The 26,026-nt window shown below is 53.4% G+C and carries 22 protein-coding genes; 6 read left to right on the top strand and 16 right to left on the bottom strand.

Features of this window, described 5'->3' with window-relative positions; genetic code table 11:
- Positions 1-7: 7 nt before the first annotated feature.
- Positions 8-2,674, bottom strand: a complete 2,667-nt coding sequence (locus IPH75_09315) for a DEAD/DEAH box helicase family protein (GenBank protein ID MBK7142266.1) — start codon at positions 2,672-2,674, stop codon at positions 8-10.
- Between the two features lie 531 nt (positions 2,675-3,205).
- Here IPH75_09315 and IPH75_09310 point away from each other — a divergent pair.
- The 4 genes from IPH75_09310 to IPH75_09295 all read left to right on the top strand — a co-directional run bounded on the left by IPH75_09310 (position 3,206) and on the right by IPH75_09295 (position 9,244).
- Positions 3,206-5,419, top strand: a complete 2,214-nt coding sequence (locus IPH75_09310) for a hypothetical protein (protein MBK7142265.1) — start codon at positions 3,206-3,208, stop codon at positions 5,417-5,419.
- A 372-nt stretch (positions 5,420-5,791) separates the two neighbouring features.
- The gene (locus tag IPH75_09305; GenBank protein MBK7142264.1) at positions 5,792-6,025 is read left to right on the top strand and encodes a DUF542 domain-containing protein; all 234 of its coding nucleotides are present in this window, start codon (positions 5,792-5,794) and stop codon (positions 6,023-6,025) included.
- Positions 6,004-6,462 (top strand): hemerythrin domain-containing protein, encoded by a 459-nt coding sequence (locus IPH75_09300; protein ID MBK7142263.1) that lies wholly within the window; start codon positions 6,004-6,006, stop codon positions 6,460-6,462. The genes IPH75_09305 and IPH75_09300 overlap by 22 nt, the downstream gene beginning before the upstream one ends.
- Before the next feature lie 100 nt (positions 6,463-6,562).
- The gene (locus IPH75_09295; protein MBK7142262.1) at positions 6,563-9,244 is read left to right on the top strand and encodes a S8 family serine peptidase; all 2,682 of its coding nucleotides are present in this window, start codon (positions 6,563-6,565) and stop codon (positions 9,242-9,244) included.
- Positions 9,245-9,716: 472 nt separating this feature from the next.
- Here IPH75_09295 and IPH75_09290 read toward each other — a convergent pair whose 3' ends face one another.
- The 3 genes from IPH75_09290 to IPH75_09280 are packed head-to-tail and all read right to left on the bottom strand — an operon-like array spanning position 9,717 to position 12,953.
- Complete coding sequence (locus IPH75_09290; protein ID MBK7142261.1) at positions 9,717-11,156, bottom strand: ammonia-forming cytochrome c nitrite reductase subunit c552; 1,440 nt, start codon at positions 11,154-11,156, stop codon at positions 9,717-9,719.
- 11 nt (positions 11,157-11,167) lie between these two features.
- Positions 11,168-11,647: a cytochrome c nitrite reductase small subunit gene (gene nrfH / locus IPH75_09285; protein MBK7142260.1), complete on the bottom strand. Its 480-nt coding sequence runs from the start codon at positions 11,645-11,647 to the stop codon at positions 11,168-11,170.
- Positions 11,648-11,693: 46 nt separating this feature from the next.
- Positions 11,694-12,953, bottom strand: coding sequence for an alginate export family protein (locus tag IPH75_09280; GenBank protein MBK7142259.1), 1,260 nt, complete (start codon positions 12,951-12,953; stop codon positions 11,694-11,696).
- A 294-nt stretch (positions 12,954-13,247) separates the two neighbouring features.
- Here IPH75_09280 and IPH75_09275 point away from each other — a divergent pair, with 294 nt between their 5' ends.
- A complete protein-coding gene (locus IPH75_09275; GenBank protein ID MBK7142258.1) occupies positions 13,248-14,489 on the top strand; it encodes a DUF438 domain-containing protein in 1,242 nt (413 codons plus the stop codon).
- Positions 14,486-15,022, top strand: a complete 537-nt coding sequence (locus IPH75_09270) for a DUF1858 domain-containing protein (GenBank protein ID MBK7142257.1) — start codon at positions 14,486-14,488, stop codon at positions 15,020-15,022. The genes IPH75_09275 and IPH75_09270 overlap by 4 nt, the downstream gene beginning before the upstream one ends.
- A 40-nt stretch (positions 15,023-15,062) precedes the next feature.
- Here IPH75_09270 and IPH75_09265 read toward each other — a convergent pair whose 3' ends face one another.
- From IPH75_09265 to IPH75_09210, 12 genes are all read right to left on the bottom strand, one after another.
- Complete coding sequence (locus IPH75_09265; protein ID MBK7142256.1) at positions 15,063-15,665, bottom strand: hemerythrin domain-containing protein; 603 nt, start codon at positions 15,663-15,665, stop codon at positions 15,063-15,065.
- 6 nt (positions 15,666-15,671) lie between these two features.
- Complete coding sequence (locus IPH75_09260; protein ID MBK7142255.1) at positions 15,672-17,093, bottom strand: cbb3-type cytochrome c oxidase subunit I; 1,422 nt, start codon at positions 17,091-17,093, stop codon at positions 15,672-15,674.
- Positions 17,094-17,247: 154 nt separating this feature from the next.
- Positions 17,248-18,039, bottom strand: coding sequence for an ABC transporter permease subunit (locus IPH75_09255; protein MBK7142254.1), 792 nt, complete (start codon positions 18,037-18,039; stop codon positions 17,248-17,250).
- Entirely contained in the window at positions 18,036-18,746 is a 711-nt protein-coding gene (locus tag IPH75_09250; GenBank protein ID MBK7142253.1) for an ABC transporter ATP-binding protein, read from the bottom strand. The genes IPH75_09255 and IPH75_09250 overlap by 4 nt, the downstream gene beginning before the upstream one ends.
- Positions 18,743-19,990 carry a nitrous oxide reductase family maturation protein NosD gene (gene nosD, locus IPH75_09245; GenBank protein ID MBK7142252.1) on the bottom strand — a complete coding sequence of 416 codons (1,248 nt, stop codon included), beginning with the start codon at positions 19,988-19,990 and terminating at the stop codon, positions 18,743-18,745. The genes IPH75_09250 and nosD overlap by 4 nt, the downstream gene beginning before the upstream one ends.
- Entirely contained in the window at positions 19,987-20,340 is a 354-nt protein-coding gene (locus IPH75_09240) for a nitrous oxide reductase accessory protein NosL (protein ID MBK7142251.1), read from the bottom strand. The genes nosD and IPH75_09240 overlap by 4 nt, the downstream gene beginning before the upstream one ends.
- Before the next feature lie 100 nt (positions 20,341-20,440).
- Positions 20,441-20,998 carry a hypothetical protein gene (locus IPH75_09235; protein ID MBK7142250.1) on the bottom strand — a complete coding sequence of 186 codons (558 nt, stop codon included), beginning with the start codon at positions 20,996-20,998 and terminating at the stop codon, positions 20,441-20,443.
- 150 nt (positions 20,999-21,148) lie between these two features.
- On the bottom strand, positions 21,149-23,065 hold the full coding sequence (gene nosZ / locus IPH75_09230; GenBank protein MBK7142249.1) for a Sec-dependent nitrous-oxide reductase: 1,917 nt from the start codon (positions 23,063-23,065) through the stop codon (positions 21,149-21,151).
- Between the two features lie 44 nt (positions 23,066-23,109).
- A complete protein-coding gene (locus tag IPH75_09225; GenBank protein MBK7142248.1) occupies positions 23,110-23,637 on the bottom strand; it encodes a cytochrome c in 528 nt (175 codons plus the stop codon).
- 124 nt (positions 23,638-23,761) lie between these two features.
- Positions 23,762-24,193, bottom strand: coding sequence for an Rrf2 family transcriptional regulator (locus IPH75_09220; GenBank protein ID MBK7142247.1), 432 nt, complete (start codon positions 24,191-24,193; stop codon positions 23,762-23,764).
- A gap of 560 nt (positions 24,194-24,753) precedes the next feature.
- The gene (locus tag IPH75_09215) at positions 24,754-25,443 is read right to left on the bottom strand and encodes a sulfite exporter TauE/SafE family protein (GenBank protein MBK7142246.1); all 690 of its coding nucleotides are present in this window, start codon (positions 25,441-25,443) and stop codon (positions 24,754-24,756) included.
- Positions 25,444-25,530: 87 nt separating this feature from the next.
- Positions 25,531-26,022 (bottom strand): hypothetical protein, encoded by a 492-nt coding sequence (locus tag IPH75_09210; protein ID MBK7142245.1) that lies wholly within the window; start codon positions 26,020-26,022, stop codon positions 25,531-25,533.
- Between the last annotated feature and the right edge of the window lie 4 nt (positions 26,023-26,026).

Here is a 26,026-nt window from a genome sequence, read left to right as displayed (position 1 = left end):
CCATTCGTTATGCCGCGATCAAGCTGTTGATTTCTTTGAGGAGCTCAGGCAATTTGTCGCCAAATGCCTTCTTAGCAGAGTAGCTGCCGCCTGCTTTCTCAAAAACTGCCTGATCATCCAAATCTGATAAGTCGATTGTAAGGCTCTCTATGAGATGCCGTCGAATACGATCGATCCACTTTTCTTGCTCCTCGGAGAAGGCATGTCCGCTTCGTAGTTTGGCAAGAGCAAGGTCCACCCGTTCATCTGCATTCAACACCGGTTCCTGCTCTCGGGCAGCATGCTTCACCATGGAAATGATGTCCGCCAACGCCTTTGAGTAGACGACGCGATGCGCCTTGCGTAGATCCTCCTCCTTAAAGGCATTCTGTCCCAATTTGGTCCGAAGGTCGTTCAGAACATTTGTATTCCAGTCTTTAGGTCGCTCCAACAGGATGCCTATCGCTTCGATATGCTCAGGGTTTTCTTTCACGAAGCGCGTGAACAGGTCGAGGTAATCTGCCGGTTTCAGGTAGTCACTCCCCTTGCGGAACAGTACTTCGGAAGTCACTTCGTCCTGGACATCGTATCCTTTCCAGAATTGCACTTTGGCCCGTTCGTAATTGAGCAGCAGAAACTGGAATTCAGGATTTCTCAGCAATTTCATCGTCTCTGTGAAATCCTGATCAATCTTGTTCGGCAACTGGTCGGCCAACTTGCCGATATCGCCCTCGGGAATCCAATTCTTGAACTCATCCCGAGCGTTGCCGCTCATGGTTCGTTCGATCCGCCTTAAGCGCTTGACGAGAATCTTGGTATTGTAACTGCGGTCTTTGTTCTGGTAGATATTCTCGATAATCACAGCCAGTGGTATGACCGGCTTGTCCGGAGGATCGATGTGGAAATCCGTGGCGTTACGGAAGTACTCTATTAAACTGCCATCGAAGCAGTCGAAGATCGTGAACTTCTCTTTCTTGATATCTTCGCACTTGCGGGTGCCGCGACCGAGCATCTGTACCCAGAGTATACGTGACTTGACCGGCCGCATGAAGACGATAAACTCAAGGGCAGGAATGTCTACGCCCGTGCTTAGCATATCTACTGTCACGACCACAGAAGGTAACGGGCGATTGCGGAACTCGCGGATCTTCTGCAAGGGGCGGTCGACAGACGGGCTGCCGGTGATCTTCTGAACGAAATTGTCGCCCCGGCCGAACACTTCCTTGCAGATTGCCACTACCTGATCGGCGTGCGAAACATGAGGGATATCATTCACGGCAAATATAAGGATCTTGGGAAAGCGCCCATGCTCGATTTCAAATTCAAAAGCATGGCGGGCTATTTCTTTGATGATCTTCTGATTCGTGTCCGGTGAAGTAATCTTGTGCTCGACCTCTTCAGCCCCGAATTGGCGCTCTTCCTCAAGCTCATCGTATTTCTCTTCGCCCGTCTCCCTGTCGACCAGACCGACGTGTTCGCCTTCCTTGAGGAATGCACCTTGAATGAGAACCTCGGACCTGACTTTGATCGCATCGTAATCGACCAAGTAGCCGTCCTCGATAGCTTGGGTAGTCGTATACCGATAGACGATTTCCTTGAACAGCGACAACGAATTAGGAGCCGGAGTGGCGGTCAACCCAATTCGAACTGCGTCAAAATACTCTATAACATCGCGCCAGATAGCCGTTTCTCCTGAGGTGTAACCGCGGTGACATTCATCGGCGATGATCAAGTCAAAAGCATGAATCGGAATCGACAGCTTCTGAGCATCGTCCTCTCTGTCTCGCTCGTCTGCATCCCCTGGCCGCCAGCCAAAGAGATTGATAGTCATCCGCTGGATGGTGGAGACATAGACAAAGGTATGCGACGGTCTGGGGTCAGTCAGATATGAATTCGGCAGGGCCTCTGGGTCAAACTTCTCGTCCTCGTCAAAATCCTCACGGTGAAACCTCTGACTGAAAACTTGGTACTCCTGGTTGAACTTGCTCCCACGAGGGGTGTCAAAGGAGTTGAACTCTCGGACCGTTTGGGCGGCCAGTGCCCGGCGATCAACCAGGAAGAGAATGCGCTTGAATGCGCCAGATCGGAGGAGCCGATATATCTGGGAGACGGTCAGAAAGGTCTTGCCAGTGCCGGTTGCCATCGCCACCAACATGTTCCGCTTTCCGGTGGCAATCGCCGATTCGACTGCATCAATAGCTTCTCGCTGATAGGGCCTGAGTCGCTCAATCTCGATGTTTGGTGATTCCTGCAGCGGCACCGCGGGCCGACCAAGACGTTCCTCCAGAGCCTGCGGAGTAGGAAATGCGGACAGTTCTCGCGGCAGATTTCGCCAGTCTCGGACATCAAGGAATTGAATCTTCTCTCCGTTGGTGGAGATCAAAAAGGGGACCTTGTAGCCGTCCCAGGCCCCAATCGAATCTTCCGCCCCCATGGAGTAGCGCTTGGCCTGTTCAAGGACGTTTTCCGGACCCACACTGACCTTCTTGGCCTCTATTAGGCCGAGAAGTCGACCATTCACGAACAGGGCGTAGTCGGCTGGACCGTTGGCTGTAGGGAACTCCTCGACGGCATGGTGGGTCAGGCGCTCAGTGTCCAGCCCCTCTTGGTATCGCACGACCTTCCAGGGTGATGACAATCCCCCCAGTTTGGTATTGATTCGATCTCTACGAGTTTGCCATTCGAGTTCAGTCATAAGATCATGTTGCTTACGAGCTATTTTGAACTGCTAAATCTCGGACTTTGATTTGGAGTGTAAATCTCTCCCATAACTCAATGTAATGCAATCATAACAATTGTCAAGGTTCGGTGATAAGTTGGAGAGACATGACGGCTTGGTGGCGTATCAGTTGTTACTTCGAACAGGCAAACAAATCCTGCATATGCGGAGAGGCGCAGTGACGCGCTTTTCAGGATGGAGTGAAACACATCTCCAAACCCGTACGACTCAGAAGTCACTCGAAAATGGCAAGTGGGCGTTGTCAAGGCGACAATCGAATACAGCGCTAACCGTTTCTTTTAGAGTCGTAGACTAATTTAACCTTTTTTTCGCTTGACACCCGCCGGAGCACCCCATACTATACCGGTGGAGTCATCGACTCCCCTGATTTCACAGTATCGTCATTTCTCAGTCACATCATGTCGCCGAACGCTTCAAGCGCGACGCAGACGAGTTTGTCAGTATTTCGAAGGTAGTCCGGGCTGTTCAACAACACACGGAGGTCCTATGCGACATCGACTTGCATTGGTCCGACCTCTTCCGATTGCGCTCCTGTTCGCCCTCACTCTTTCTGTGAGCAGCTACGCGACCGAAAGTCCGGCCAAACCCATCCAGCCTGGATTGACTCTCCCATTCGAGTCGAACAATTACGCGGCACCAGCGCTGACAACTGCAACCTGCACCGCTCGCGATGCTGCGGGAACGATAATCCTTCCCGCCCCCTGTCCGTATCGTACCCATCAGGATACGGCGCACATTCAGGACGGCTTGCCGATTGGTTCAGAGATCAAGATCGAAATCATCTCCATGAACCTGACCACGGTGGGTATCTCTCCCGGTGGTATGCTTGGCGGAGAAGTGATAGATTTCACCGCCACCGCCAATTTTGTTATGTCCGGCACTGGTGCTTATCCCACGTATTTCCGCACAATGGTCTTCCCGATGGCCGGCCAGTACCATACTGCGCCACGAGTGCCGGGTACGTCGCCGCAGATATTCCTCACTGAACTCACACAATTACAGGGCCAGATCGTTGGAGATCCGGACTTCGATCTCCTGCGAATCACCGGCGGCACCTTTTTCGGTTTGCCAAGCCCGGGACGAACCACGCTCAGCCGACTTTCAACAGGTGACTGGGCAGTCAACAGCTTCTTCGACATCACTTACCGAATAGATTTCGTGGGCAATCCAGCCGGACCCTTCGCTGGCATGTCCGGTTCCACAACTGATTCTCCTCTTCATCTCCTGCAAGGTGGACCGTTCTGGAATCCCGGCGATACGTTCAAGATGCACTATCCTCAGCTACCCGATTCAAACGGCTGGGATGTCTATGCGACCTCTTCGCGCGAGATGGGCGATGATTTTATGTGCACTGAGACCGGGCCGATCAAGGATATCCACTTCTGGGGTTCCTGGCTGAATGACGATACCGCTTACATCCCGTCGTTCACAGTCAGCATTTGGTCGGATGTTCCTGCTGGAGTATCTCTCCCCTGGAGCCATCCCGGCACCAAACTGTGGGAAAAGGATTTCAACCTCTACGTGAAAACACCGATGGATCTGAGGACCCAGGGATGGTATGATCCTCCCAACAACTACTTTCCACATCCCAACCACCAACGATGGTATCAGTATGACATTCTGGTCGATTCCATCGATTGGTTCGATCAGACTGCCGGAGAGATTTATTGGTTGGTCGTGAAAGCGAATCTTGACCCCATCGATTCGCTGATGGGCAAGCGCTGGGGATGGAAAAGCTCTCTTCAGCAGTTCAATGATGACGCTGCCTATCGCGAGCCGCTCATTGGAACGCCGTGCTACACTCCGGATAATGGCACCTTCACTGGCACACTACCGGCTCAGTGTCCTATCGATGGATACGGCAACCTGATGACCTTTTTCGATGGTCTCCCGCCCGGCTCAACCATTGACTTTCCGGCACGCATGATCAATATGATGTCTCCCCTTGAAGCACCCGGTGGCACGCTTGGTGGGCATATGCAGTTCTTCGATATCTTCATCGAGATGCCGATGACCGGTACGGGAGCGATGTCCGGCTTTTCGCGGAATATTCTGATGCCCCTGCAATGCCAGACGCATACCGGTCCACGGGGAGGAGCCGCAGTGCAGTCTTTCCCCGCCGATTTCTTCCAGCTTCAGGGGCAGATCATCGGTGACCCGGATTTTGACCTTTTGCGCATCACCGGCGGCACCAATTTCGGAATGCCGAGTCCCGGTCACACCACGCTTACGCAATTGCCTTCAACCGACTGGCAAGTAGAGAGCTTTTTCGACATAACCTATCGGATAGATTTTGTAGGAGCGCCTGGTGGTCCCCTCGGAGGTATGTCCGGTTCGACAACCGGTACGATTCGCATGTATCAGGGACAGGCATCGGGCGGTGATTGGACTGAGATACGGACCCCTCCTTCTTTCATTACGTCGCTGGACCTGGCGTTTGTCATCACAGGAGGACAATCACTGCCTCCCGGTTGTTGCATTGGTTCGACTGGGAACGTGAACAAGGGCCTATCGGAGACTCCGGACCTGTCGGATCTCTCTCTGCTGATCAGCTATTTGACGGTCACGCCACGACCGTCACTTCCCTGTAACGATGAGGCCAATGTCAACGCAACAGGCGCTATAGACCTGTCTGATCTTTCGCTCCTGATCGCCTATCTGACGACAGTGCCTCGTCCACTGCTGCCGCTGTGCCCATAGTTCCTTTTCTCTTTGGTTCCCACGGTCGCCGCGGACATGATCTGCGGCGACCGTCTTTATTCAAGCGCTTCTCCCGCTGGTAATGTACTCCGCAGCAATTCCTCTTATAGTCGACCGACATGCGAAGAACAGTACGACATAGATAACTCCTTGCATTTCAAGACATCCAATCTCTCCAAAAAACCAAGGAAAAAACCGTCAGTATTTGGGCTTGTGCTTTGGACAGAATAGGTCTATATTATCGTACGGCCGTCGAAACTCCCAGAGAAGCGGCATTTTTCAAGGCAACATTTCGGATAGCGGAGTCCTAAATCAGCAATTAGCACAGAGAACCAAACGGCAACGCCGTATGGATTCTATAAAGGAAAAGAAATGACGATTTCCGCAGAAGCAACAGTAGCAGCTCTCGCCACCGAACACCCGCTGGCTACTCGCGTATTTGCGCGGTATGGCATCGACTTCTGTTGTGGTGGTGGACGGCCCCTCAAAGCAGTCTGTGCGGAGAAACGTCTAGAAGTGAACCGGATCATCGATGAGATCGCGCAGGAGTTGGTGTCAACTGAAGAGGTGAGCACCGCTGGGACATGGCGCCACTCAATGAACTGATTAACCACATTCTTGAAACGTATCATCGTCCGCTTGACGAGGAACTGCCGCGTTTGGAGCGCATGGCCGCCAAAGTACTGGAAGTGCACGGTGACAAAGATCCCCAACGATTGTCTGAGTTGGTTGCTGTGTATGACGCTGTTAAGGCGGAATTGCAGAGTCACATGGGAAAGGAAGAGAAGATTCTTTTCCCGATGATACTGGCCGGTCGCGGTGCTGCGACTGCTGGTCCGATTTCTGTAATGGAAGATGAGCACGCTTCAGTTGGGACAGCCCTCCGATACCTGCGCGAGTTGACTGACAACTATGAGGTACCGGCTCAGGCCTGCAACACCTGGCGGGCTCTGTGGCATGGCCTCGAAGCACTTGAGCAGTCGCTGCACGTGCATATTCACTTAGAGAACAATGTGCTCTTTCCCCGCGCACTGAGGAGCTGATCTCGCACTTGTTAAGTGCGGACAAAGCCCAAATTCGGAATCACATTTCGGATAGCGGAGTCCTGAATCAGTAATTAACTTTTGTGTAGGTGACAATCCTATGTCTTTTTTGACATGCATTTCAGAACGTCCAGCAAGATACTTTTTCATCTTTTTAGCCACACTCAGCCTTCTCACCTTCAGTTGCAGCAAGAGCACTGATCCGGGCACGAAGAAGCCGCCAGATAACGGGCCGATCGGCATTCTACTGGAAGGTGCAGATACCGACTCCGCCTTATCGGGAACCAGTAATCACGGCCCTTTCGCCGTACCCGAGGATGAATGGGATGGGGACTTTGTCACCACACGGCTCGAGGCAGTCATCAATCCTGGTGCAACTGTTGGTGAAGTCAACACAGCCCTGAATAATGTTGGGGCCAAGATCAGTTGTATGCGGGCGGGTTTGATGTTCACGGAGTTGGTGGTGCCTGCTCTGACCTCCGTTGGTCAGGCCGAGGTTGTTTGTTCCACGCTGGTCGCATCCGGTGGGTTCCTGTCGGCGTATCCGTGCTTTGATCCGACCGCCGGCAACGACGGTGATGTGGCCCCCGGCTTCCCGGCCAATATCCGGATTACTCCTCTTGAGGAGGCTAAATTCCCCGCGGCGTGGAATCTGAGAGAACGAGTCGCCGCACTTCATTCCCCGGTGACAATCATGGTGGCAGATGATTTCGGACGGTTGGTTGCTCACCCGGAGATACCGGCACAGACATTTGTGGCCGGCTCCGCCACGGCTGACACACTATTCGATAGTCTGGGTAATGTTGAAGGGAACCACGGCTTTGCTGTCGCCGGTACGATCGGCGCTCGCTATGACGATATCGGGTCAACCGGCGCATTTGCCGATACGGCCAACCTTCTTCGCCTCCCTTGCTATGGGATGGGTGGGCTTGGCTCCTGGATGGCAATTCTGACTGATCTTGCCTCCCGCCTGCCTTATTCCGGCAAATTCATTCTAAATACCAGTTGGGGTTATAGCGGAGACTTCACTCGCTTCCCCAAGCGCCAGCGCATCGAGCACGCATTCTACTGGCGCTCTCTCGTGGCCCTGAGACAAGGCGACTTCCTGCACACGCAGTCATCGGGGAACAGCGGATTGTTCTCACCGGCCCAACCCAACGCAGACTATAACTCACCGTTTACCTTGACCGCACGGTTTGACAATCCGTTTCAGATGCTACAGGGGACGGAGGTGACACCCGCAGACAGCACCGCGTTGACAACCCTGTTTGCACAGGCGATTGTCAATGGGGGCACGTATGCGACGAAACTCCACAATGTGATCACGGTAGGTTCTTCCGATTGGAGCGGTAATCTGTCAAGCTTCTCAAGCGGTCCTGCGGATGTTCGGATGATCGGCGAGAACGTGACTCTTCCGTGTCTTATGGGGGATGGCGTTTGCGGTCCGGGAACCGATGTAGCCTGGCAGGGGAGCTACGAGGGGACGTCGTTCGCCGCGCCTCAGGTGGCGGCATTGGCGGGGTGGCTGTGGGCGCTGTCACCATCGCTCTCGGTCGATGAGACTAAGGCCACAATTATCAACTGCTATAATGGCAAGTGGATAGATGCGTACAAGGCGGTGTTGTCGGTAGATCACTCAATGGCCTCCGCCGACGTCCGTCTGACCTTACTTGATGTTGCGGATGGAAGTGGCAATATGGGGAGCAACAACAAGTTTGACGAAAAGGATCTGCAGATGATCCTTGACTCGATTCTCTACTACGAGGCGAGCCGTGGCGCTGTGAGTCCACTGTGGACGAGAGACCATTCGCGGTTTGATCTGAACGGTGACGGGTTCACAGGTGACACGATGCTGACATCCTCGACCGCGCCGTTTGACTTGGATATCAACACTCCGCCGGCGTATTCGACGGTATCGGTGACACCGTGTGATGCTCCCAGCCCAAACGACACGACCTTGGATGAAAGGGCCGTGACTGACCGTGATATTCTGAGCTATTACGCCTTCACAGCGTTGTATACCGGGAATGACTCCTTGCGTAACGAGTTGTTGGGCGTGTCCTGTACGCCGTTCTGGACGGGGCACGATTCAACATTCATTTATGTGTACTCTGGGGTACCAGCTTTGGGTATCCACAATGCAGATTCGAGCTTTAGCGGGAGCTTGTCCACCGATCTCGATGAATACAGAGACTCCGTTCAATCCTACATCGGTATTTGGTGTAAAGGTCCAGGCGGGTTTCGATTCACATCCGATGCTGAGAGCGCTTCCAATCTTGGCGCCAGCGGTGGAAGCACGAGTCTAAGTGTAGGAGGTGCGGCATTTTTGAGCAGCAGCGCCACCGCTACGCCACCCACGTCAACTTCGTCAGGATGCCAGTTCCATGTAAGTAGCGGGGCCGGAGCTGAAAGTTCGGTAGACTTCGCACTGGCAGGTGGATCGAGCGGCATGCCTTTCACACTCGTAGTTGACGGCACCGTACTGCCCACAAATCAGATCCTAACTCCGCGAGCCCGCTGTATTGTGGAACTAAGTATTGTTGATACTACCGTTTTGGCATCAGTTGCGGCAACGCAGACCAGACTCCTATTGCCAAAATTTGATAGCGACGTGAATGCCCTGCCATATGTGATGAGTGACTTGCTCTTTCCCCTGGCGGAACATCATGTTTATAGGCTGAAACTAACCACGAGTGTTGCCACCGCGGCCACGACACTCATAGATGAGGGGCCAATAGAGGCGGAAGTAGATGTCAGCATCACGCTACTTGTCGGGCCATGATGATTGTCAAAATGACCATTGTACCAAGTGTTCTGACTCAGCTGCGAGAGTATCTTGGATGACCACGAGACGCACTTTCGTTGCACTCATCGCGTTACTTATTCTCATTTTGAGCTGTGGCAGAAGCACAGATCACGGCACGAAGAAGCCGCCGATGGCAGTTCGATTGGGGTGCTGCCTTCCGGCACGAACGGCAATCTGCCTTAACCGCACCGAAGGTCAATGGCGAGACATCGTATGCAATTCGGCGGGCGACGGGTTTGATATAGGGAGTCGGTAGCTACGAAAGCCCCCCGATTCATGTTAAGATTTATTCACCCGATACGATTACGCCTGTGTATTGCGCTACTTTGCCGGGACCCTTGACTGCAAACATGATTCACAGCCACTGTCATTCATGTTTGACGAATTAAGCCCACAGGGACAGGACAGGCCAAGCATGCGATTGTGCCTGTCCCAACCTCTCCAAGACCTACTTCTCAGCCCGTCTTAAGCCGCCTTTGCCAGGGAGTGCGCTGAAACCTTGCCGGGCGTAGTCGATCGCTTCGGCGAGGATACGGGTCGCTTCCTGCGAGGCATGGAATCCCATCGAGTTTTCGGCGGCGATAAAATCGAGCCGGAACTGTGCCTTGCGATGGAAATTGCGCGCGGGAGCGAGCGAGACAGAGTCGGCTCCGGCGGTCCTGGCGGCGTCAATGGCCGCAATCAGGTCAAGCACAGCTTCCTCGGCGCGGATCATCACGTCCTTGGTCTTATCCTGAATACGCTGTGCCCGAGCAAGAATCTCCGACTCAGGGTAACGGTGGCAGTTCTGGCAAGCGCGCGCGATATTCAAAAGCGGGCTCCGCACATGGTGATCGGATATCTTGATAGCGCCTTCGCGGTAGTACGGCATGTGGCAGTCGGCACAGGCGACGCCGCTCCGGGCATGGATTCCCTGGCTCCACATCTCAAACTCAGGATGCTGGGCCTTAAGAACTGGCGCGCCGGAAGTAGCGTGGGTCCAATCGACATGTTTCACAGAGTCGTAGTATGATTCGATATTTTCCACAGCCACACCTTCGTGCCAGGGGTAGGTGAGGAGTTTTTCTTTCCCTTTGAAATAATACTCGACGTGGCACTGTCCGCAGACGTAGGAGCGCATCTCCTGGCGAGTAGCTTCCTTATTGGGATCATACGGTTCGGTTTTGGGGCCGTTCTGCCAGCGGGTGAGGCTGGGGAGGTGGGGCATAGAGGTTCCACTTTCGGCGAGGCGCCGGATACCATTGATGAATCCGGGGCGGGTGACGCGGAGATTCATTGATTTTGGCTCATGACAATCAGCGCAGACGACCGGATGTTCGACCAATTTGTTGGCACTATCCCAGGGCATGGCACAGACGACCTCGAAGCCCTTCGCGATCTGGGCGAGCGTATCGGAATCCGGCACGCCGGCTTCTTTCCCCTTCTGCTTGTAAGCCGGAATAATGGCTGCATGGCAATGCAGGCAGGCGCCGGGTTGACGGAACTGCTTGGTCCGTTCGGTGTCGAATTGGTCGGTCAGCATGAATGCATGGCCGCGTTCTTCGCGATAGTCGACGCCAAATGCGTAGCCGTTAAACAATTCACGCCAGCGTGTGTCATCATCGAGTTTCTGAAAGGCTTCGCTGCCGCCATGTTTGGTTCGGGCGGTATCGACAGTTCGCTTGTACGTGTCGAACTGGCGAGGGAAATTCTGTCCCCAGACCTTGGGGTCGATCGTCTCTTCGTTGATATCCGCAACCTGAAAGACAACCTGTTTAGCTTCATCTTTGCGTTGCGAGATATTCTGATACAGCATCATCATCGCGAAGGTGGCGATGGCCAACAGCACGACGAGGGCGACGATGATCAGTTGTGCCCGTCGGTTGGAGGGAGTGGTCTTCTCAGCCATGATCTATCCTTTCAATGCGCTGCGCCGTGGCCGACCTCGCGGTGGCACCGAACGCAGTTCTGATGTTCATCGGCGTGGGTGAACGAGCCGACCGATTCCGAGATCAGTTGGGCGTGGCAGCGAAGGCAGTTACGCTGGACCACCTCGCGATTGTGTTCGCGAACGCGGATCGGTTCGTTGAAGTTCTGCATGGTGAATTTCTGTGAGTGGCTCCAGCCATTCTCCATTTTGATGAGATATTTGCCGGGGAAGCTCTGTGGCAGGTGACAGTCGTTGCAGATGGCAACTCCATGGTGGCTCCCTTTCTGCCAGGAATCAAAATGCTCGCGCATGATATGGCAGTTGGTGCAGACCGTGGGGTCATCGGAGAGATATGACGCGCCGTGCGCGTAATAGAAGGTGAAGAACCCAAGGCCGATCAGGATCCCGGCGAGGATTGCGATCACCGCGATCCATTTCTGCAATGGTGCCGATCCGGTCAGTCTAACCATCGACATCCTCCACACTCACGTTCATACGTTGCTATCGTCCGGTCGCTCAGAAGTTGACCGTTAAGGTTGTATAGCCCCAGAGCCCGGGATCAGGATCATTTGCCGCGGCGAATGACTCCGACGGCAGAAACAGGGATAGACCGGCGGCGAGGAGTGACCCTTTGATTCGGGAACTGGTGAGCGAAAGGTCGAGCTCAGTCCCGACATCGGTAGTCAACTTTCCGTGGATATCCCGGTAGTCAGCCGCGGATTGAAAATAGTGAGCGTCGAGTGCGATGTCCAGCCCTACTATCGGCTTGACCGACGCACGGGCGACAAGATCAAGGAGACCGGAACGGGATGAGGAAAGGAAGTAATCCATGTATCCTCTGAATTTGTGGCCGGTGTAATAGAGATTGTCAAATGACTTAAAGGTTGAATCGACCAAGTCCTCGTCGCCAGAGGCGTAGTCCAATCCTATTGCAAGTCGTGGTTTGGACGCGGCCGAAAACGTATGACCGAGTTCGGCAGTGATGAGGAAAGCGGAGATATCCTGCTCGATCGTGTCGCCGCCAAAGACGCCGATCTTACCGGTCTGGATCGCACCGTTCAGTTCGAAATCGGAGGAGCCAAACGAGCGCTTGAAATAACTGCCAAAGGTGATCCGGTCGAGGCGGTTGATATCGTCATTCATTCCGGAAGTGTCGGAATCGAGTTCGTAGACCGCAAAGAGGTCGATATTGGCGCGTGGGAGAGTACCGTACGCGCCGAAAAGATCAAAATCGCGATTGCTGCTGGTGTTATTCATCTCAAGTCGCTTAAGCCAGAATACGGAGAGCTTGAGTTTCGAAGTGGTATGCGAAAAGAGCGCGCCCTCCCAGGAACGGCCGACATTATGCCAGTCAACTGCGCCAAAGAGTCGCTGGTTGCCGAAATTCATCTCAAATCGACCGACTTTGAGAGAAGAGCCATTGGTCCAGATCCGGTCAATCAGCAAGTATGCCTGGTGGATATCAACATTTTTGCCATCGTTGGTCAGTCCGGACGTTGCGGTGCCATTGATCGTTCCACCGGCAGTGCGGGAGTCCTGCAGTTGAATGAAGGCGTGGGTGTTGGTATCAACGGTTGCTTCGAGTCCGACGCGAGTGCGGAGCAAGAGGTAGCTTTGATTCGCTTTGCCAAAATCAAAATTCCGTTTGTCGAACTCGGCACGCGTACGAAGCTGGCCGGTGAATTTCAGGTCGACTTGGGCAGATTGAGCCGTCACTGCCAAAACTAACAGCATCGTAGCGGCAATCAATGGGGAAATCACTGTTCTGGTATACATATCAGATCTTTCGTTACAAGTGTTGGCCAATCCGACAATTCGGAGCCTGCCAGACGGAGAGAATCGGCAGCTTGTGAAGAAAATCCTTTGATTAAAGTCAAGCTGGAGGACAAATCGGTCCGAATTCTGGTAAGTGAGCAGGTTTATTATGAGCAACCAGCAACCAAAGCCACTTGACCTTAGTCAAGGTGTTCGTTCGAAATGTGCACTATTAATCTAAGAAGACAATGAACTGATTTGCCAGCATCACTAATCGCACCAGAATAGGGTTCAATTGCTACAGTGAGGACGAACATGAGTGAACTAATTGACAGCGCCAAGGCGCGTCGGGCAGTACTGAAACACCTCATACTGCAACTTCATAGCGGCACCGCACCAGAGCATGTGAAGCCGCAATTGCTGAGATTGCTGGGGCGAGTCCCCTATCATGAGGTGGTGGAAGTTGAGCAAGAGTTGATTGCAGACGGGGTTCCGACAGAGGAAATTCTCAAGATGTGTGACCTGCATTCAGCTGCAATGCGGGGTGCGCTCGAGGGCGCCGACGCACAGAATGTACCGGCAGGACATCCTGTCCATACCTTCAAGAAAGAGAATGAAGCGTTAGCTGGCGAACTCCAATTGGCCGATAAGCTCTTCGCCGAGATCGAAGTAATGGCCGACGAGAACAACGCAACGGAAGCTTTGGGACAATTGCGACTTCGCTTTAGCCGACTGGCTGACGTTGGCAAGCACTACAGTCGAAAGGAAAATCTAATATTTCCCTATCTTGAGCGGAAGGGCATAACCGGACCACCAAAGGTGATGTGGGGAAAAGATGACGAGGTTCGTGCCGCCATCAGCGCAGCCCTCGAAGGGCTGGAATACCACGGTCAAGTCTCTGCCAGCGATGCCAAAGGAATAATAGAGTTGTTGCTACGCCCCGCGGCAGACGCTGTCAAGGAAATGATCTTTAAAGAGGAAGAGATTTTCCTTCCCATGTGCCTCGACAAACTGGATGCGGCAGAATGGTATGTCATATACCAGCATAGTCCACAGATCGGTTTCTGCATCTACGATCCGACGAACACCTGGCGGCCTGAGGGTTTGCCAGAAGCCGTGACCATAGAGCCAACAGCAGATAGGGTACATTTCCCAAGTGGTAGCCTGAGCGCCCAGGAGATACAGTGCATTCTGAATACCATCCCGTTTGACCTGACATTCGTCGGCGCTGATGACACCGTAAAGTACTTCACACAGGGAAGCGAGCGGATTTTTGAGCGGAACAGAGCGATCTTGGGACGTAAAGTTCAGATGTGCCACCCGCCAGCAAGTGTACACATTGTCCAGAAGATCATCGATGACTTTCGCTCCGGAAAGGCGGATCGTGCGCCATTCTGGATCCAGATGCGCGAGAAATTCATCCATATCGAGTATTTTGCCGTCCGTGGCGAGACTGGTGAGTACCTCGGCACCCTGGAGGTCAGCCAGGACCTGACTGCTAAACGGTCACTGTCCGGTGAGCAACGTCTGTTGACTTATGATCAGGAGCGCACATGACCGAAACACCGAAAAAGCTGATAACTCCGCAGACAAAAGTGGGTGAGCTACTCGATGCCTTCCCTGAATTGGAGAATGTGCTGATCCAGATCGCTCCTCCTTTCAAGAAGCTACGCAATCCGATCCTGCGGCGTACGGTCGCGCGAGTAACCAGCCTAAGCCAAGCGGCACGAGTCGGTGGTGTGTCTGTCGCGGAAATGATCAACACTCTGCGCCAGGCAGTTGAACAGCCAGACTATCAGTTGAGTGACGAAGTACCGCTCGGACCCAGATCCTGCCCCGAGACACCTGATTGGCTGAGGACGGATCGGATAGTCAAACGCATGGACGTTCGCCCGATGATTAGCGCTGGCGAACAACCTATGGGTAGAGTGCTCCAGGAACTGGCCTCGCTGGCCAAGGGAGACATCCTTGAGATTGTCACACCCTTTGAACCTGCACCGCTCATTGACAAGGCAATGGAGCGTGGTTTTCACACTTGGATTTCAACGGAGTCTCCGGAGGTCGTCCGGGCCTATTTCCTGCGACCATGAGGCACAGTAGGACGGTTGGTCACGGTATGGAGCGAGCACTTCACGAGTTGATCGCTTTCACACACTGCTGGGAATGACAACCAACTCCTCTCGTGTTGACTAAGACGTAGCGCCTGTAAAGACCTTCCAACTGCGAACGATATCTTTGTCTTGCCGTCGTGTGAGCATCTGGCAATTTCGGACTCGACCCGAGTTTGCGCAGGATTTTCTCCGCTCGCGGGAAGTAGACGTGATTTTCGTCACAGATATGAATGTGCAGAAGGGTGCAGTAGGCCGAGGCGTTATCCACAAATTGGGTGCGCCAGCCTCGCCGTCCCGATCGCGCACTCTTGAGTGAGTCGGCCATCGCATCAACAAATACTCTCCCCATTGTGTGCTGCGAAAGCAATCTCTGATTCATCCTCCGTAAGATCCGATTTCTTTCTACCGCCACAAACAACTGATCCTCTTCAGTCCGATGGTGGATCTTGTCGGCATATTTCTGAAAGAAGCGGATCAGGAGTGAAAGATCAGTGAGGGCAACCGTCCGGTGACGCTTCACCCTGCCGGTCAAAACGCTTAGCACTGTCAACGCCTGCTGTATAACTACATGTTCTTCCAGCAACACCTGTATTATTGGATGATGAATTTTGCCCGGAACCATTACACATCACCTCTCTTCGATCTGAAAGTTCATATGGCTGTATGTGAATTCGCCGCCAATCGGCTGAGGACCTTCAATTGCAGGAATTCTGCGACGTGCACTGAGCGCCAGTATCGCGATGGCATGCAATAGCGAAGCGACCAAGAGAAACGACCCGACAGACGAAATTGCATGCAACACTTTGTAATTATCCGGATACTCGTACAGAGAACGTGGCAGTCCCAAAGTGCCGAGCGCGACCATGGGCAGGAAGGTCAGACAGATTCCCACAAGCATAGTGTAAGCGCTGATACGAACAGACTTTGCTGGAAGTTTGCAATGCCACCAATGCGGCCAGAAGTGAAAAAGCCCACCGAATACAGCTCCACCGATCACCCCAACCAGTGCCACGTGCAAGTGAGCTACTGTGAAATAGGTATTGTGCAGGTGTATCGCGATTGCTGGAATGGCCAGGGCGGCCCCTTCAAGACCACTTAGAAACCCACAAAAAAGCGTGCTGAATACGAACAAGTCGACACCGGTGTAAGGCCTTTGGATTCGAACAAGCTGACGAAGCAGGTGAAGCAAAATGAACCCTGCACAACCTGTCATCAACAGCCCGAATAGGCTGCCAAGTACGGTAGCAAGTTCACTTTCGCCAGACGCTATCAAGTGCTGTGGAAATGAAGCAATGGACAGTATCAACAGACCGAATCCAGCGACTATCAAAGCGGTATGAGCATGCAAAGCAACTTTGGAACGAGCGATAAGCACTTCAAACCCCAAGCCAACAACGAATAGGAGAAGGCTGAGTGTTGCAGGTCCCGCATACAACCAAAAAAACTGCTGATACCGGGAAATACCCTCTGGATCAGTCAGCGAGAAGTGGGTCCAACCCCACAAATGGCTCCCGAGAACAGCAAGTAGTGTTACCAGTCGAACGGGCGTTACCACCACCTGTACTATTGCACCAAGCAAGAGAAACCAGGCAAAGATGGGGAGTTTCGCCAATGAATGCGAGCGCACTCTGCGCGACGTAACCATTCGCACGATTTCTATCGAAGGAAGCAGAGTTCCCAGCGCGGCCAGGAGCAAGCCAACTATCAGGAGAACAAATGGCTGAGTCTGCCCTGCCACGGGCATCATCATCTGCCATCCGCTATCGTAACCGCCGAGCAGCAGAGCTCCGACAACAAGAATTCCCCCGATCAGATGGCACAGCCAACCGGCCAGCCCGAGTCTACTTTGTACAAATTGTCTTTCCCCGACGGCCGATGGAAGGACCAGCTGGCCGAATACGCCGGGGAAAATAGGCAGAACCACCAGGAAGACCATTAGCATGCCGTGACCGGTAAGGAGCTTGCCAAACCACAAAGCACCAGTGACCTGAAGAACGGGCGTTAACATATCAAACTGAATGACCACCGCCGCCGTTGCCGCGATCAGCATGAAAAGACCGCACGTTATGAGATACAGCCTACCAACCAGAATACTCGGTGCCTGCAGAAACATCTTGAACGCATTCATGCTATCTGCCGCCATTTCACTCACCCTTTGTCAGTGTTAGAGAATTTGTCTGTCGTACCGCTTCTATCTGGCGGAACTACATGTCTTTGATTCGGAATCGTCGTAGACCGATCCAAAACGGACCGATCGTCCAGATCAGTAACGAGAAAATCGCTATGCTGACACCGAGACCGGTGCCGAAAAAGCGATTGAATACCGCTCCTGTATACCCCATTAGAGCGGCCCAGTCGGTCTTGACCAGAAGCGTGACACGCGCCAGGTCTATTGGATTAGCCAGCGACGCGATCACCAGCGGTGTCTCCAACGGGTATTCGCTGAAGGTCATAGCCGCCAAGAGCACGAGACCATCGTACACCAGCGCTGTCAACAGCCAGACACCTAACACCGCGGCCAAACCCTTCCCCCGGTCATCGAAGATCGTCGCCAGGCAGAACGAAATGGCGACGAAAATGAGAGTGAGGAATGCCCCAACACCAAGCAAGACCGCCAGTGACGTGAGTTGGTAGACAGAGGCGTCACCGAAAATCGCCGCCGGAATACCGACGCCCAGCGTGAAACCTGCGATCAACGCGAGGGAGAGCCCCAGATAGAGACCGAGATAAACGGTCTTTCTTGACACCGGCTGGGTCAGGACGAGCTCGACGAACTCGCGTGAATTGTAGAAATAGACAGTTCCAAACAACGCGCTAACAAGCGGTATGAGAAAGAGACAGATACTCATCAGACTGACCGCGACCTTGGCCGATTGCGCCTGTAGCTGGAAAAGGCCGATCGTGACCGCCGCGAAGAAAGCGGTGTAAAGCAGGCCCCAACGGTTGCGCGTCACATCCCGAACCGCGAACCAGGCAACATGCAGAATGAGTTTCATGCGGCACCTCGCTGGAGGAGTCTGGCAACCGCGGCTTCGAGTCGCGGTTCCTCTGTTTTCAGCTTGAGATCGCGCACCGATCCGGCGAACCTGATACGACCTTCGAGCAGAACCACGACATCATCGGCGATCTCTTCCAGGTCGCTCATGATATGGGTCGTGATAAGAACTGTACGCTCGCGCGCTTTGAGCGCAAGGAGAAACTCCTTGAGGCGCGTGTTAGCAAGCGGGTCAAGGCCGGCGGTCGGTTCATCGCAGATGACCAACGATGGATCATACATGCAGGCGAGCACCACACTGAGCTTCTGGCGCGTGCCGCCGGACATGGCACGCGTCCGCTTGGTCAGTTCCGACTCCAGGCCAAAGAGAGCGATGAGTTCATTTTCGAGCGAGGGCATGTCGGTGCGGAGGCCCCTGACAATCTCAATAACCTCACGACCGGTGAGATCCTGCGGAAATCGCGCGACTTGCGGAACATATCCGAGGGTGCGACGATATTCGCTGGCGCCGTTCAACAGATAGCCGTTGATGGTGATTGACCCCGAGGTTGGGGTGACAAGACCGAGAAGAGATTTCATCAAGGTCGACTTGCCGGAGCCGTTCGGCCCGATAATACCGGTGATCCTGCCCCGTTCGATCGACAGGTCGACATCGTGCAGCGCGACAAATGAACCAAAGCGCTTGTGCAGGTGAGATATCGCTATCATATAATCGGCCTCATACGGGGTTTGGCGTCCACAAGGGCTTCGGGAGTAAGGGTCGGCATCACCCGTTCCGCCAAGTCCAACAGGTCCACCAGCAAACTTCTGACGAGAATGAGGGTCGGCGGTTCGGATTCCACGAGCAGGCTGTACAGGCTTACCGGGCGGAATGGTTCATCGCCAAAGCCATCGCGATCGAGGTCGAACCCTCGGTACGCGCTCCAGTAGTTCGCCTCGAATGTGCTGAATGTCTGGCGGCTGTTGGTGGCCACTTGAAAGGTGTTATCGATAAAGCTGTTATTCTTGATCTGTCCGCCAACGCAGTTGGCCATTATCTTGATCGCCCAGCCATTTGAAACAAACTTGTTGGAATCGATCCGCACCCGGTCGGAACCCTCCATATTGATCGCGACTGAATTCCCTGAAAAGAGATTGTTCGCAACGCGGCTGTCTTTGATATCCTTAAGCAGTAGTCCGTAGGCCGCGCCACCCCAACTATCGGCGAAGGTGTTGTCCGACATGTTGACTGAAGTTGTATACATCACTGCCACGCCGGAACCATTGCCGACAAACTGATTATTCTCATATCTGCAACTGTCTGAAAACATGAAGTGCAGGCCGTAGCGAAGATTCTGTTCGCTCTGATTATCGGTGATGAGACTATGCTTGACAAATTCAAGGTAGATTCCATCGCGGTGGCCGCGCAGGATATTCCCGGTGATGGTGATATCGCGAGACTTCCAGAGGTGGATCGCGTTGCCGGAATTGGTCAGGTCGGTCGAGGTTCCACGTACTTCATTGTCAATGATCTGGCAACGTTGCGAGTTGGCGAGATAAATGGCGAAGAAATTGCCTCTAAAACGGTTGTTGCTTATCTCGCACTCTTGAGTACTTGATACAAGGATCGCTGCATGTTCCTTGATGTGGCTGACTGGAACATTGCAAAAAATTATGCCGGAGATATGTACATTCGGCGCGGTCACCTCAAGAATAGGGCCCTTCTCAGATGCGTCGATGGTCGGCCAGTCTTCGCCGAGGATTGTGACGGATTTTGCCGCGATCAGGTTCCACTCGCAATAAGTGCCGGAGGCAACCAGAATCGTGTCATTATCATTTGCTTTCAATAAGGCCGCCCGAAGGGACTGAAGTTCTCCGGTTGGTTGAACGCAGAGGACTGCACCGTGAACAAGTGCTGAGTTGAGGGTCACGGCAAGTAGAGAGGCGATAAAAATCAAGGTTATGCGCTTCACCTCGCCTCCGCAAGTTTCCACGACTCCACGACCAATTGAATTGTCTCGTTCCAGGTGATGACCTGCCCGCCTTTGGCGGCGATGAGATCATCCGCTGCCGCGCGGCTGCTGACCGCAACCAGACCGATCCCCATCGGGCTTTTCTGACGGTCGGTCGCTACGATGATCGCCTGGTCTGTATTGAGGAACAGGCCGGGATGATTGAAATCGGTGGTCCACCGTGAGTGAATATCCGCGTTGCTGCCGCGCTCGAATTCGGCGGCGGCGAGACACTCAATAGAGTCATACTTGAGTATCTTTCCCTTAGTTGTAACCATCTCGGTCCCGAAGGCTTTGTCGGCGATGGTCATGTCGCAATAATCACAGAGATCAGTTCCGTAAATAATGGGTGTGGGACCGCGAGCCCCACAGCCTGCCAGGACAATCGCCAATATGAGGGTCAGAAGAAAGCTACGCCGCATTGGTCGCCGGCTTTCTCTGTCGTCTCATCTCCCACAGCCAGACGAGGAGACCGATAGTGAACGACCCGATAGCGATCCACCCGCCTATCCCCGGGAGTGATATTGCCCTGAAATTCAGAAGCTTTTTTGCTCCGATGACCGGTGGTTGATAGCTCATCCCAGGTACCTTGATGATCGCATGCTCGGTGTCAAGATTGTGGCCGTAGTCGTATCCCCAAAGGTAGAAATCGACCAATCCGGCAGCAGCGACCGCGATGAAGATAAGCAGCCAGAACGTCAGCCAGGAACGTCGCCCGGTGGCCGCGACCAGAAGGCCAAGCAACATCACACCACGCATCACCCAGGGCATGATTTTCAGTTCCGGTATTGACTCCGGCTTGATCGTCTTCATCCCGATATAGTGATTCAGATTGTTGATTTTGTTGAGGTCGCCGGGATGCTGCCCCTGCATCTGATTGATCCAGATCTCCAGACCAAGCCCTTCAGGATACTGTGGCGCCTCGAGAGTGATCTCCCAAAGCGGAAAGAAATAGGTGAAGGACAGCATGAGGGCGGCGAGGACAATAACGATACGGGATGAAAGGGATAGAATCCCGCTACGCGTTGGCTTCGCCGCCTCATGTCGATTGCCGAATGACCCGGTCACACTGACCGGATCACTCGTGGAGTTTTTCCTACTCAGGAAATTCATGTTTCCTCAACTCGACACCCGGATCCAGCCCTGCATCTCCTGGTGTAGCGCCGAACAGAAGTCGGTACAATAGAACGGTATCACGCCGGCCTGCTTTGGCTCCCACAAGATGGTTCTGGTTTGCCCTGGCAAGATAAGCAGTTCCGAATTTGTAGAACCCATCACGCTGAAACCGTGAGGTACGTCCCAATCCTGCTCCAGATTGGTGACATGGAAGTACACCTTGTCGCCGACCTTGACTCCTTCGATGTTGTCCGGCGCAAAGTGCGTTCGTATCGTGCTCATGTAGACATGAACAGTCTTTCCATCGCGTTCTACTCGAGCATCTCCCTCCGCTTTAATAGCGTACGGGTTGTGGTTCTCTTCTATCGGATACCATCGCTTCGATTTGTCTTTGATAAGCGTGGCCGGGCAAGCCTGCGCATAGTGTGGTTCGCCAATGGTCGGGAAATCGAGCAGTAGCTTCATCTTGTCGCCTGTGATATCGATTAGCTGGGCAGACTGAGTCAGTTCCGGACCAGTTGGGAGATAGCGATCCTTGGTGATTTTATTCAGCGCTACGACATATTTACCGTACGGCTGCTTGGTATCGCCGCCAGGGATCATCAGATGACCGATAGAATAGTAGGTCGGTATGCGGTCCACTACTTCCCAGGTCCCGATCTTCCACTTCACGATCTCTGACGAGAGGAACATCGAGGTATAGCCATACCCCAGACCGTCAAATTCAGTATGGAGCGGTCCAAGACCCGGCTCTTTCACTTCGCCGGCAATGACCGACTCATACTTCAGGATCGGTATGCCATCATATTCCCCGTCAAAGTCCTTGTTGGCAATGGCCCGCTGGAGCTTGCTGAAGGAGTGAACCGGAATCAGCGCCGCGAGCTTTCCGCCGGCGACGATATACTCGCCGGAAGGGTCAACATCGCAACCGTGCGGTGATTTCGGCGTCGGCAGATAATAAACGAGGCCTGGATGCTCTTTAGCGTTAAGCACCCTGACACCGCTCATCACTTCGCTCTTCCCCACATCCGCTGCATCCATATAATTGTGATAGTAAGAGGCTGGCCACTGTTCACCTTTCCCTTGCGCGACCAGTTCTTCGGCCAGCTTCCAGTTAACAGCCGCGATAAAATCTTTGTCATTCTGAGACGCGTTGACTTCAAGTTGCGTGTTGGCCTGCTCGGAATTATACGAACTGAAGAAGGACCATCCATACGATGGACCTTTACCGGCGCGGGAGAGGTCGTAGTTTATCCCGGGGACCAGGATCTGGAACGCGAGGTTCATCCGGCCGGTGGCGGAATCAACTTTGATGTATGAAATCGTCCCTTTGAAGTTCTCTTTGTAAGAGCTGATCGGGACATCTTTCTGCGGAATTGGCACCGAGAATCGGGTCGAAGCTACCACATACTCAGTGTTCGGAGTCAGATAGGGCGAACCATGGTTGCCACCCGAGTTCGGGATCTCAATCGTTTCTACTGTCTCAAAGGTCGTCAGATCGATGCGCGCGATTCGCGGCGTGTTGTTCCCGTTGATGAACAACCAGCGTCCATCAGTCTGGCCATCGGTCACCGACAACTGCGGATGATGTGCGTCATCCCACGGGATGAACCCGTGGGTCGTGTTCAAGAGCGGCTTGGTCTCTTCGGAGTATCCGTAAGCCTTCTCTGGATCCTGGCCGAAAACCGGGATCACTCGGAACAGGCGGCCCGACGGCAGTCCGTAGACCGAGACCTGGCCGCTGAATCCGCCTGACATGAAGGCGTAGAATTCGTCGTAGGTGCCCGGGGCGACATAGACCTTGGCAGGTGCGTCGCCGACGCCGCCAACTTCCTGCTTCTTTGAGCAACCCACGAATGTGGCAAGCATCAGTAGCAGGAGCGCGCTGGATGTGATGATTATCGAGCGATAAGCGTTCATTTCGTCCTCCTCATGTAACCTTTAGCTTCTCTCATGTTGTCCCTTCAATTGCCGGGCGGTGGTGGCGGTGTGCCGAACCCTGGTTGCTGCTCCGGAGGAAGCGCCGGTTTGTCCGCTTCTGAGCGTAGAAAGGCAAGCAGGTCCTCAGCGTTTTCGTGAGTGATCCCCTGAATCGTCATGTACTGCGCATACTGCGCGACCAGTTTTTTGCCATCTGGATGAAGCTTCCCCATCTGTTCAGGATTCAGGATCTGGTTGAGAACGTACTCAGCCGAGCGGCGTTTGGTGACATCGCGAAGCATCGGGCCAGTCTTCTTGTGATCCAGGTAGTGGCAGGTTGCGCACTTTTTTACAAACAGGTCGTGACCTGAGGTCGCACGAGAAGGGTCTATTGCGGCGGATTGTGTCTCTTCGGTTATGGGGCCAATGCCGTGTTCGGTCTCCCAACTCGTTAGATTGCCCGCTACCCACCTCGCCTGACGTTCGGCGTCGGTCTCGGGAGTGGAAGAGCAGCCGATGACGGCAAGGATCATCGCCAGGGTCATCGCGCTTAAGAGGATCAAGGACTTCATACCATCGTTCCTTTATTGTGTAAGAAAGAGCAGTTAAGTGTCTGACTTTTTATATTCTGATTTAAGAGTATGATATCTGAAATACAGATGGATGTATAAGCACGTCTGTTTTCATACGGTTACCTCAATGCCGAAGTCCGCTGGACTGGAGGTCTTTGGCCAAACTGGCCAGCGTGGTCTTTTCAAACATGCGATGCAGATCTTCCCGACGTTTGGCCCAGCTTGCGTGCAGAGGGCAGGGAGTATCTTCACCACACCCCGGGAGGCCGAGCGCGCACTCGGTGAAAATGTCCAGGCCGTCAATCGCCTCAATTACATCAACCAAGCGGATATCCTTGGCGGGTCTTGCGAGCCCAATGCCACCGTTGGGACCGCGAAACGACTCCATGATCTTCGCTTCGGTCAGCTCCTGCATGATCTTGGTGAGGAAATGGAAAGAGAGATCGAGTTCATCCGACAGTTCTTTGATCGGTATGAACTTGCGGCCATCTTTCAGCTCCTTAGTAGTGACAAGGAGAGAGGCACGAATCGCGTAGCTACAGCCCTTTGAAAACAACATAACACATTCCAGTTATAAGAGTCTTGTATCTGTATATATCGACTCCACGTCGCTTCGTCAAGTCAGATTTCGGGAAATTTGTCGACAATTCTGCCGATTCTGCGAATCTTTCCGGATATCGATTGCTTCGTAGCAAGTTAGGCCGAGAAAGGGACGTGAACAGTTGCCTCGGGGAAAATCCTATTAACTTCTTATTTTGCAACGAATTAGTCAGCCGCCTCTGCATATCTTGTGATCGAATCGCAAATTATCGCGTAAGCACGAAATCCGGCTCAGAGCTTACTCCGAGAAACAATTCACCCGCGTCTCTCCACATTAATGCGCGAGTTCGTTGCCACAATAGCAGTCAAGCGGCGGTACACCAAAAAGCTATGAAATCTCTAAACGTTCGACTAACGCCCGCTTGGGGGAGCTTAAGTTGTAGATCAAGCCCTTCGGCAATTTGGCCGAAGGGCTTTCTTTGTGTTCGGCAGTTTGAGTCATCCACGAGTCGGGATGGTCAGAGGAAAGCCCTCCAAAAAGTCGCCGTAACCGGACCAGATCGAGTAACGTCCATCTCAAAACAGGTGAAAGACATATCTCAAGATCATGTAGATCCCAACGATGATGAAAATGACCGCGGTGATGACACGAACCCAGCTTTCAAAGCGCTGGATTCCCGAAAACAGCTTCCCCACCGACTTGGCGCTGTACGCCAGCATGATACCGACAACCAGTACCGGCAGGCCGGTGCCAATGCCATACAGCGACGGAATCAGCAGGTACGAGTGATGCTGTACCGACAGCGGGATCAGACTTCCGAAAAACAATGCCGCTGATACCGGACAGAAAGAGAGTGCAAAGACAGCGCCGAGCAGAGCCGCTCCCCAGAGACTTCCACGTGAGGCACGTTCCTGCATTTTGTCGCTGGGTGTGAGTCCCGGAATGCTGAACGGCAACCAGTTTAACAGAACCAAGCCGACCAGGATGAGGATCGGTCCGAGCAAGCTGTTCATGTACTTCTGCAGGAAATTCGATACGCCGGGTATGGAGAGCACACCGGCGGTCACGATCGCCCCCACTACAATGTAGGTAACTACTCGACCGAGGACATACAGCAATCCGGACCAGAGGGCATGGCGTCCGCTCGACACATGCTTGCCTATGTAGGAAACGGCCGCAATGTTGGTGGCCAATGGACAAGGGCTGATCGAGGTGAGTATCCCCAGCCAGATAGCGGAAAGTGCTGCGACAAAGAGTGAATCCATGACAGTTTCCTCAGGACCTGATCGATCTCCGTACGGACAACAGCGTCAGAATAACAGGACTTCGCATGTTCAGGCCCGGCCGGTTCATCACTTGGTGGTGTCCATCATGATCCTCACTTCATCCTGGATATATTTCATGAAGTCGGACTTATCTCCCGTCAGAGTCCATATCTGGTCGAGGTTTTTCCAGCGGGTCTGTTTACCCTGATGAATATCTGAGAGTATGACCGACTTGGTGTAGAGCTGGTAGTCCTCCACAAAGTGTTCGTTTTGCGTTGAATCGGTGTTTATCGCATGCCACTCGAGCAATCCGGACTTGAGTTCAGCGGCAAAACCGCTGTCAATCGCTTCGCCGGTGTATGCTTCGATCTTTCGACACGTGGCGCACCGAACATCACCATAAAAGTAATAGGCGACGACCTTGTGAGGCATGACCGCGGCACTATCGGTGGCGACTGCCGAAGTGGACCCGGTGACGGACTCGTTGTTCTTCAGATCCCCCGCATGAGCCAACAAGTATCCACCCAACCACAAGAGTGTTATGCCGGCGATGACCGCTATGGTTTTTGACTTGTTCATCTGA

The organism is bacterium (assembly GCA_016708025.1).
In the GTDB taxonomy this organism is placed as follows: Bacteria; Zixibacteria; MSB-5A5; order GN15; family FEB-12; genus FEB-12.
Note: the sequence above shows the minus strand (reverse complement) of the source record. Positions and strands in the feature narration are given on the sequence as shown.

Coding starts and splice junctions, on each gene's coding strand:
- IPH75_09225 (MBK7142248.1), bottom strand. CDS start 23,637: ATGAAGTCCTTGATCCTCTTAAGCGCGATGACCCTGGCGATGATCCTT.
- IPH75_09240 (MBK7142251.1), bottom strand. CDS start 20,340: ATGACCATCGCCGACAAAGCCTTCGGGACCGAGATGGTTACAACTAAG.
- IPH75_09265 (MBK7142256.1), bottom strand. CDS start 15,665: ATGGTTCCGGGCAAAATTCATCATCCAATAATACAGGTGTTGCTGGAA.
- IPH75_09300 (MBK7142263.1), top strand. CDS start 6,004: ATGGCGCCACTCAATGAACTGATTAACCACATTCTTGAAACGTATCAT.
- IPH75_09235 (MBK7142250.1), bottom strand. CDS start 20,998: ATGCTGTCCTTCACCTATTTCTTTCCGCTTTGGGAGATCACTCTCGAG.
- IPH75_09270 (MBK7142257.1), top strand. CDS start 14,486: ATGACCGAAACACCGAAAAAGCTGATAACTCCGCAGACAAAAGTGGGT.
- IPH75_09275 (MBK7142258.1), top strand. CDS start 13,248: ATGAGTGAACTAATTGACAGCGCCAAGGCGCGTCGGGCAGTACTGAAA.
- IPH75_09250 (MBK7142253.1), bottom strand. CDS start 18,746: ATGATAGCGATATCTCACCTGCACAAGCGCTTTGGTTCATTTGTCGCG.
- IPH75_09255 (MBK7142254.1), bottom strand. CDS start 18,039: ATGAAACTCATTCTGCATGTTGCCTGGTTCGCGGTTCGGGATGTGACG.
- IPH75_09310 (MBK7142265.1), top strand. CDS start 3,206: ATGCGACATCGACTTGCATTGGTCCGACCTCTTCCGATTGCGCTCCTG.
- IPH75_09305 (MBK7142264.1), top strand. CDS start 5,792: ATGACGATTTCCGCAGAAGCAACAGTAGCAGCTCTCGCCACCGAACAC.
- IPH75_09315 (MBK7142266.1), bottom strand. CDS start 2,674: ATGACTGAACTCGAATGGCAAACTCGTAGAGATCGAATCAATACCAAA.
- nosZ (MBK7142249.1), bottom strand. CDS start 23,065: ATGAACGCTTATCGCTCGATAATCATCACATCCAGCGCGCTCCTGCTA.
- IPH75_09215 (MBK7142246.1), bottom strand. CDS start 25,443: ATGGATTCACTCTTTGTCGCAGCACTTTCCGCTATCTGGCTGGGGATA.
- IPH75_09210 (MBK7142245.1), bottom strand. CDS start 26,022: ATGAACAAGTCAAAAACCATAGCGGTCATCGCCGGCATAACACTCTTG.
- nrfH (MBK7142260.1), bottom strand. CDS start 11,647: ATGGTTAGACTGACCGGATCGGCACCATTGCAGAAATGGATCGCGGTG.
- IPH75_09290 (MBK7142261.1), bottom strand. CDS start 11,156: ATGGCTGAGAAGACCACTCCCTCCAACCGACGGGCACAACTGATCATC.
- IPH75_09280 (MBK7142259.1), bottom strand. CDS start 12,953: ATGTATACCAGAACAGTGATTTCCCCATTGATTGCCGCTACGATGCTG.
- IPH75_09260 (MBK7142255.1), bottom strand. CDS start 17,093: ATGCTGATCGCGGCAACGGCGGCGGTGGTCATTCAGTTTGATATGTTA.
- IPH75_09295 (MBK7142262.1), top strand. CDS start 6,563: ATGTCTTTTTTGACATGCATTTCAGAACGTCCAGCAAGATACTTTTTC.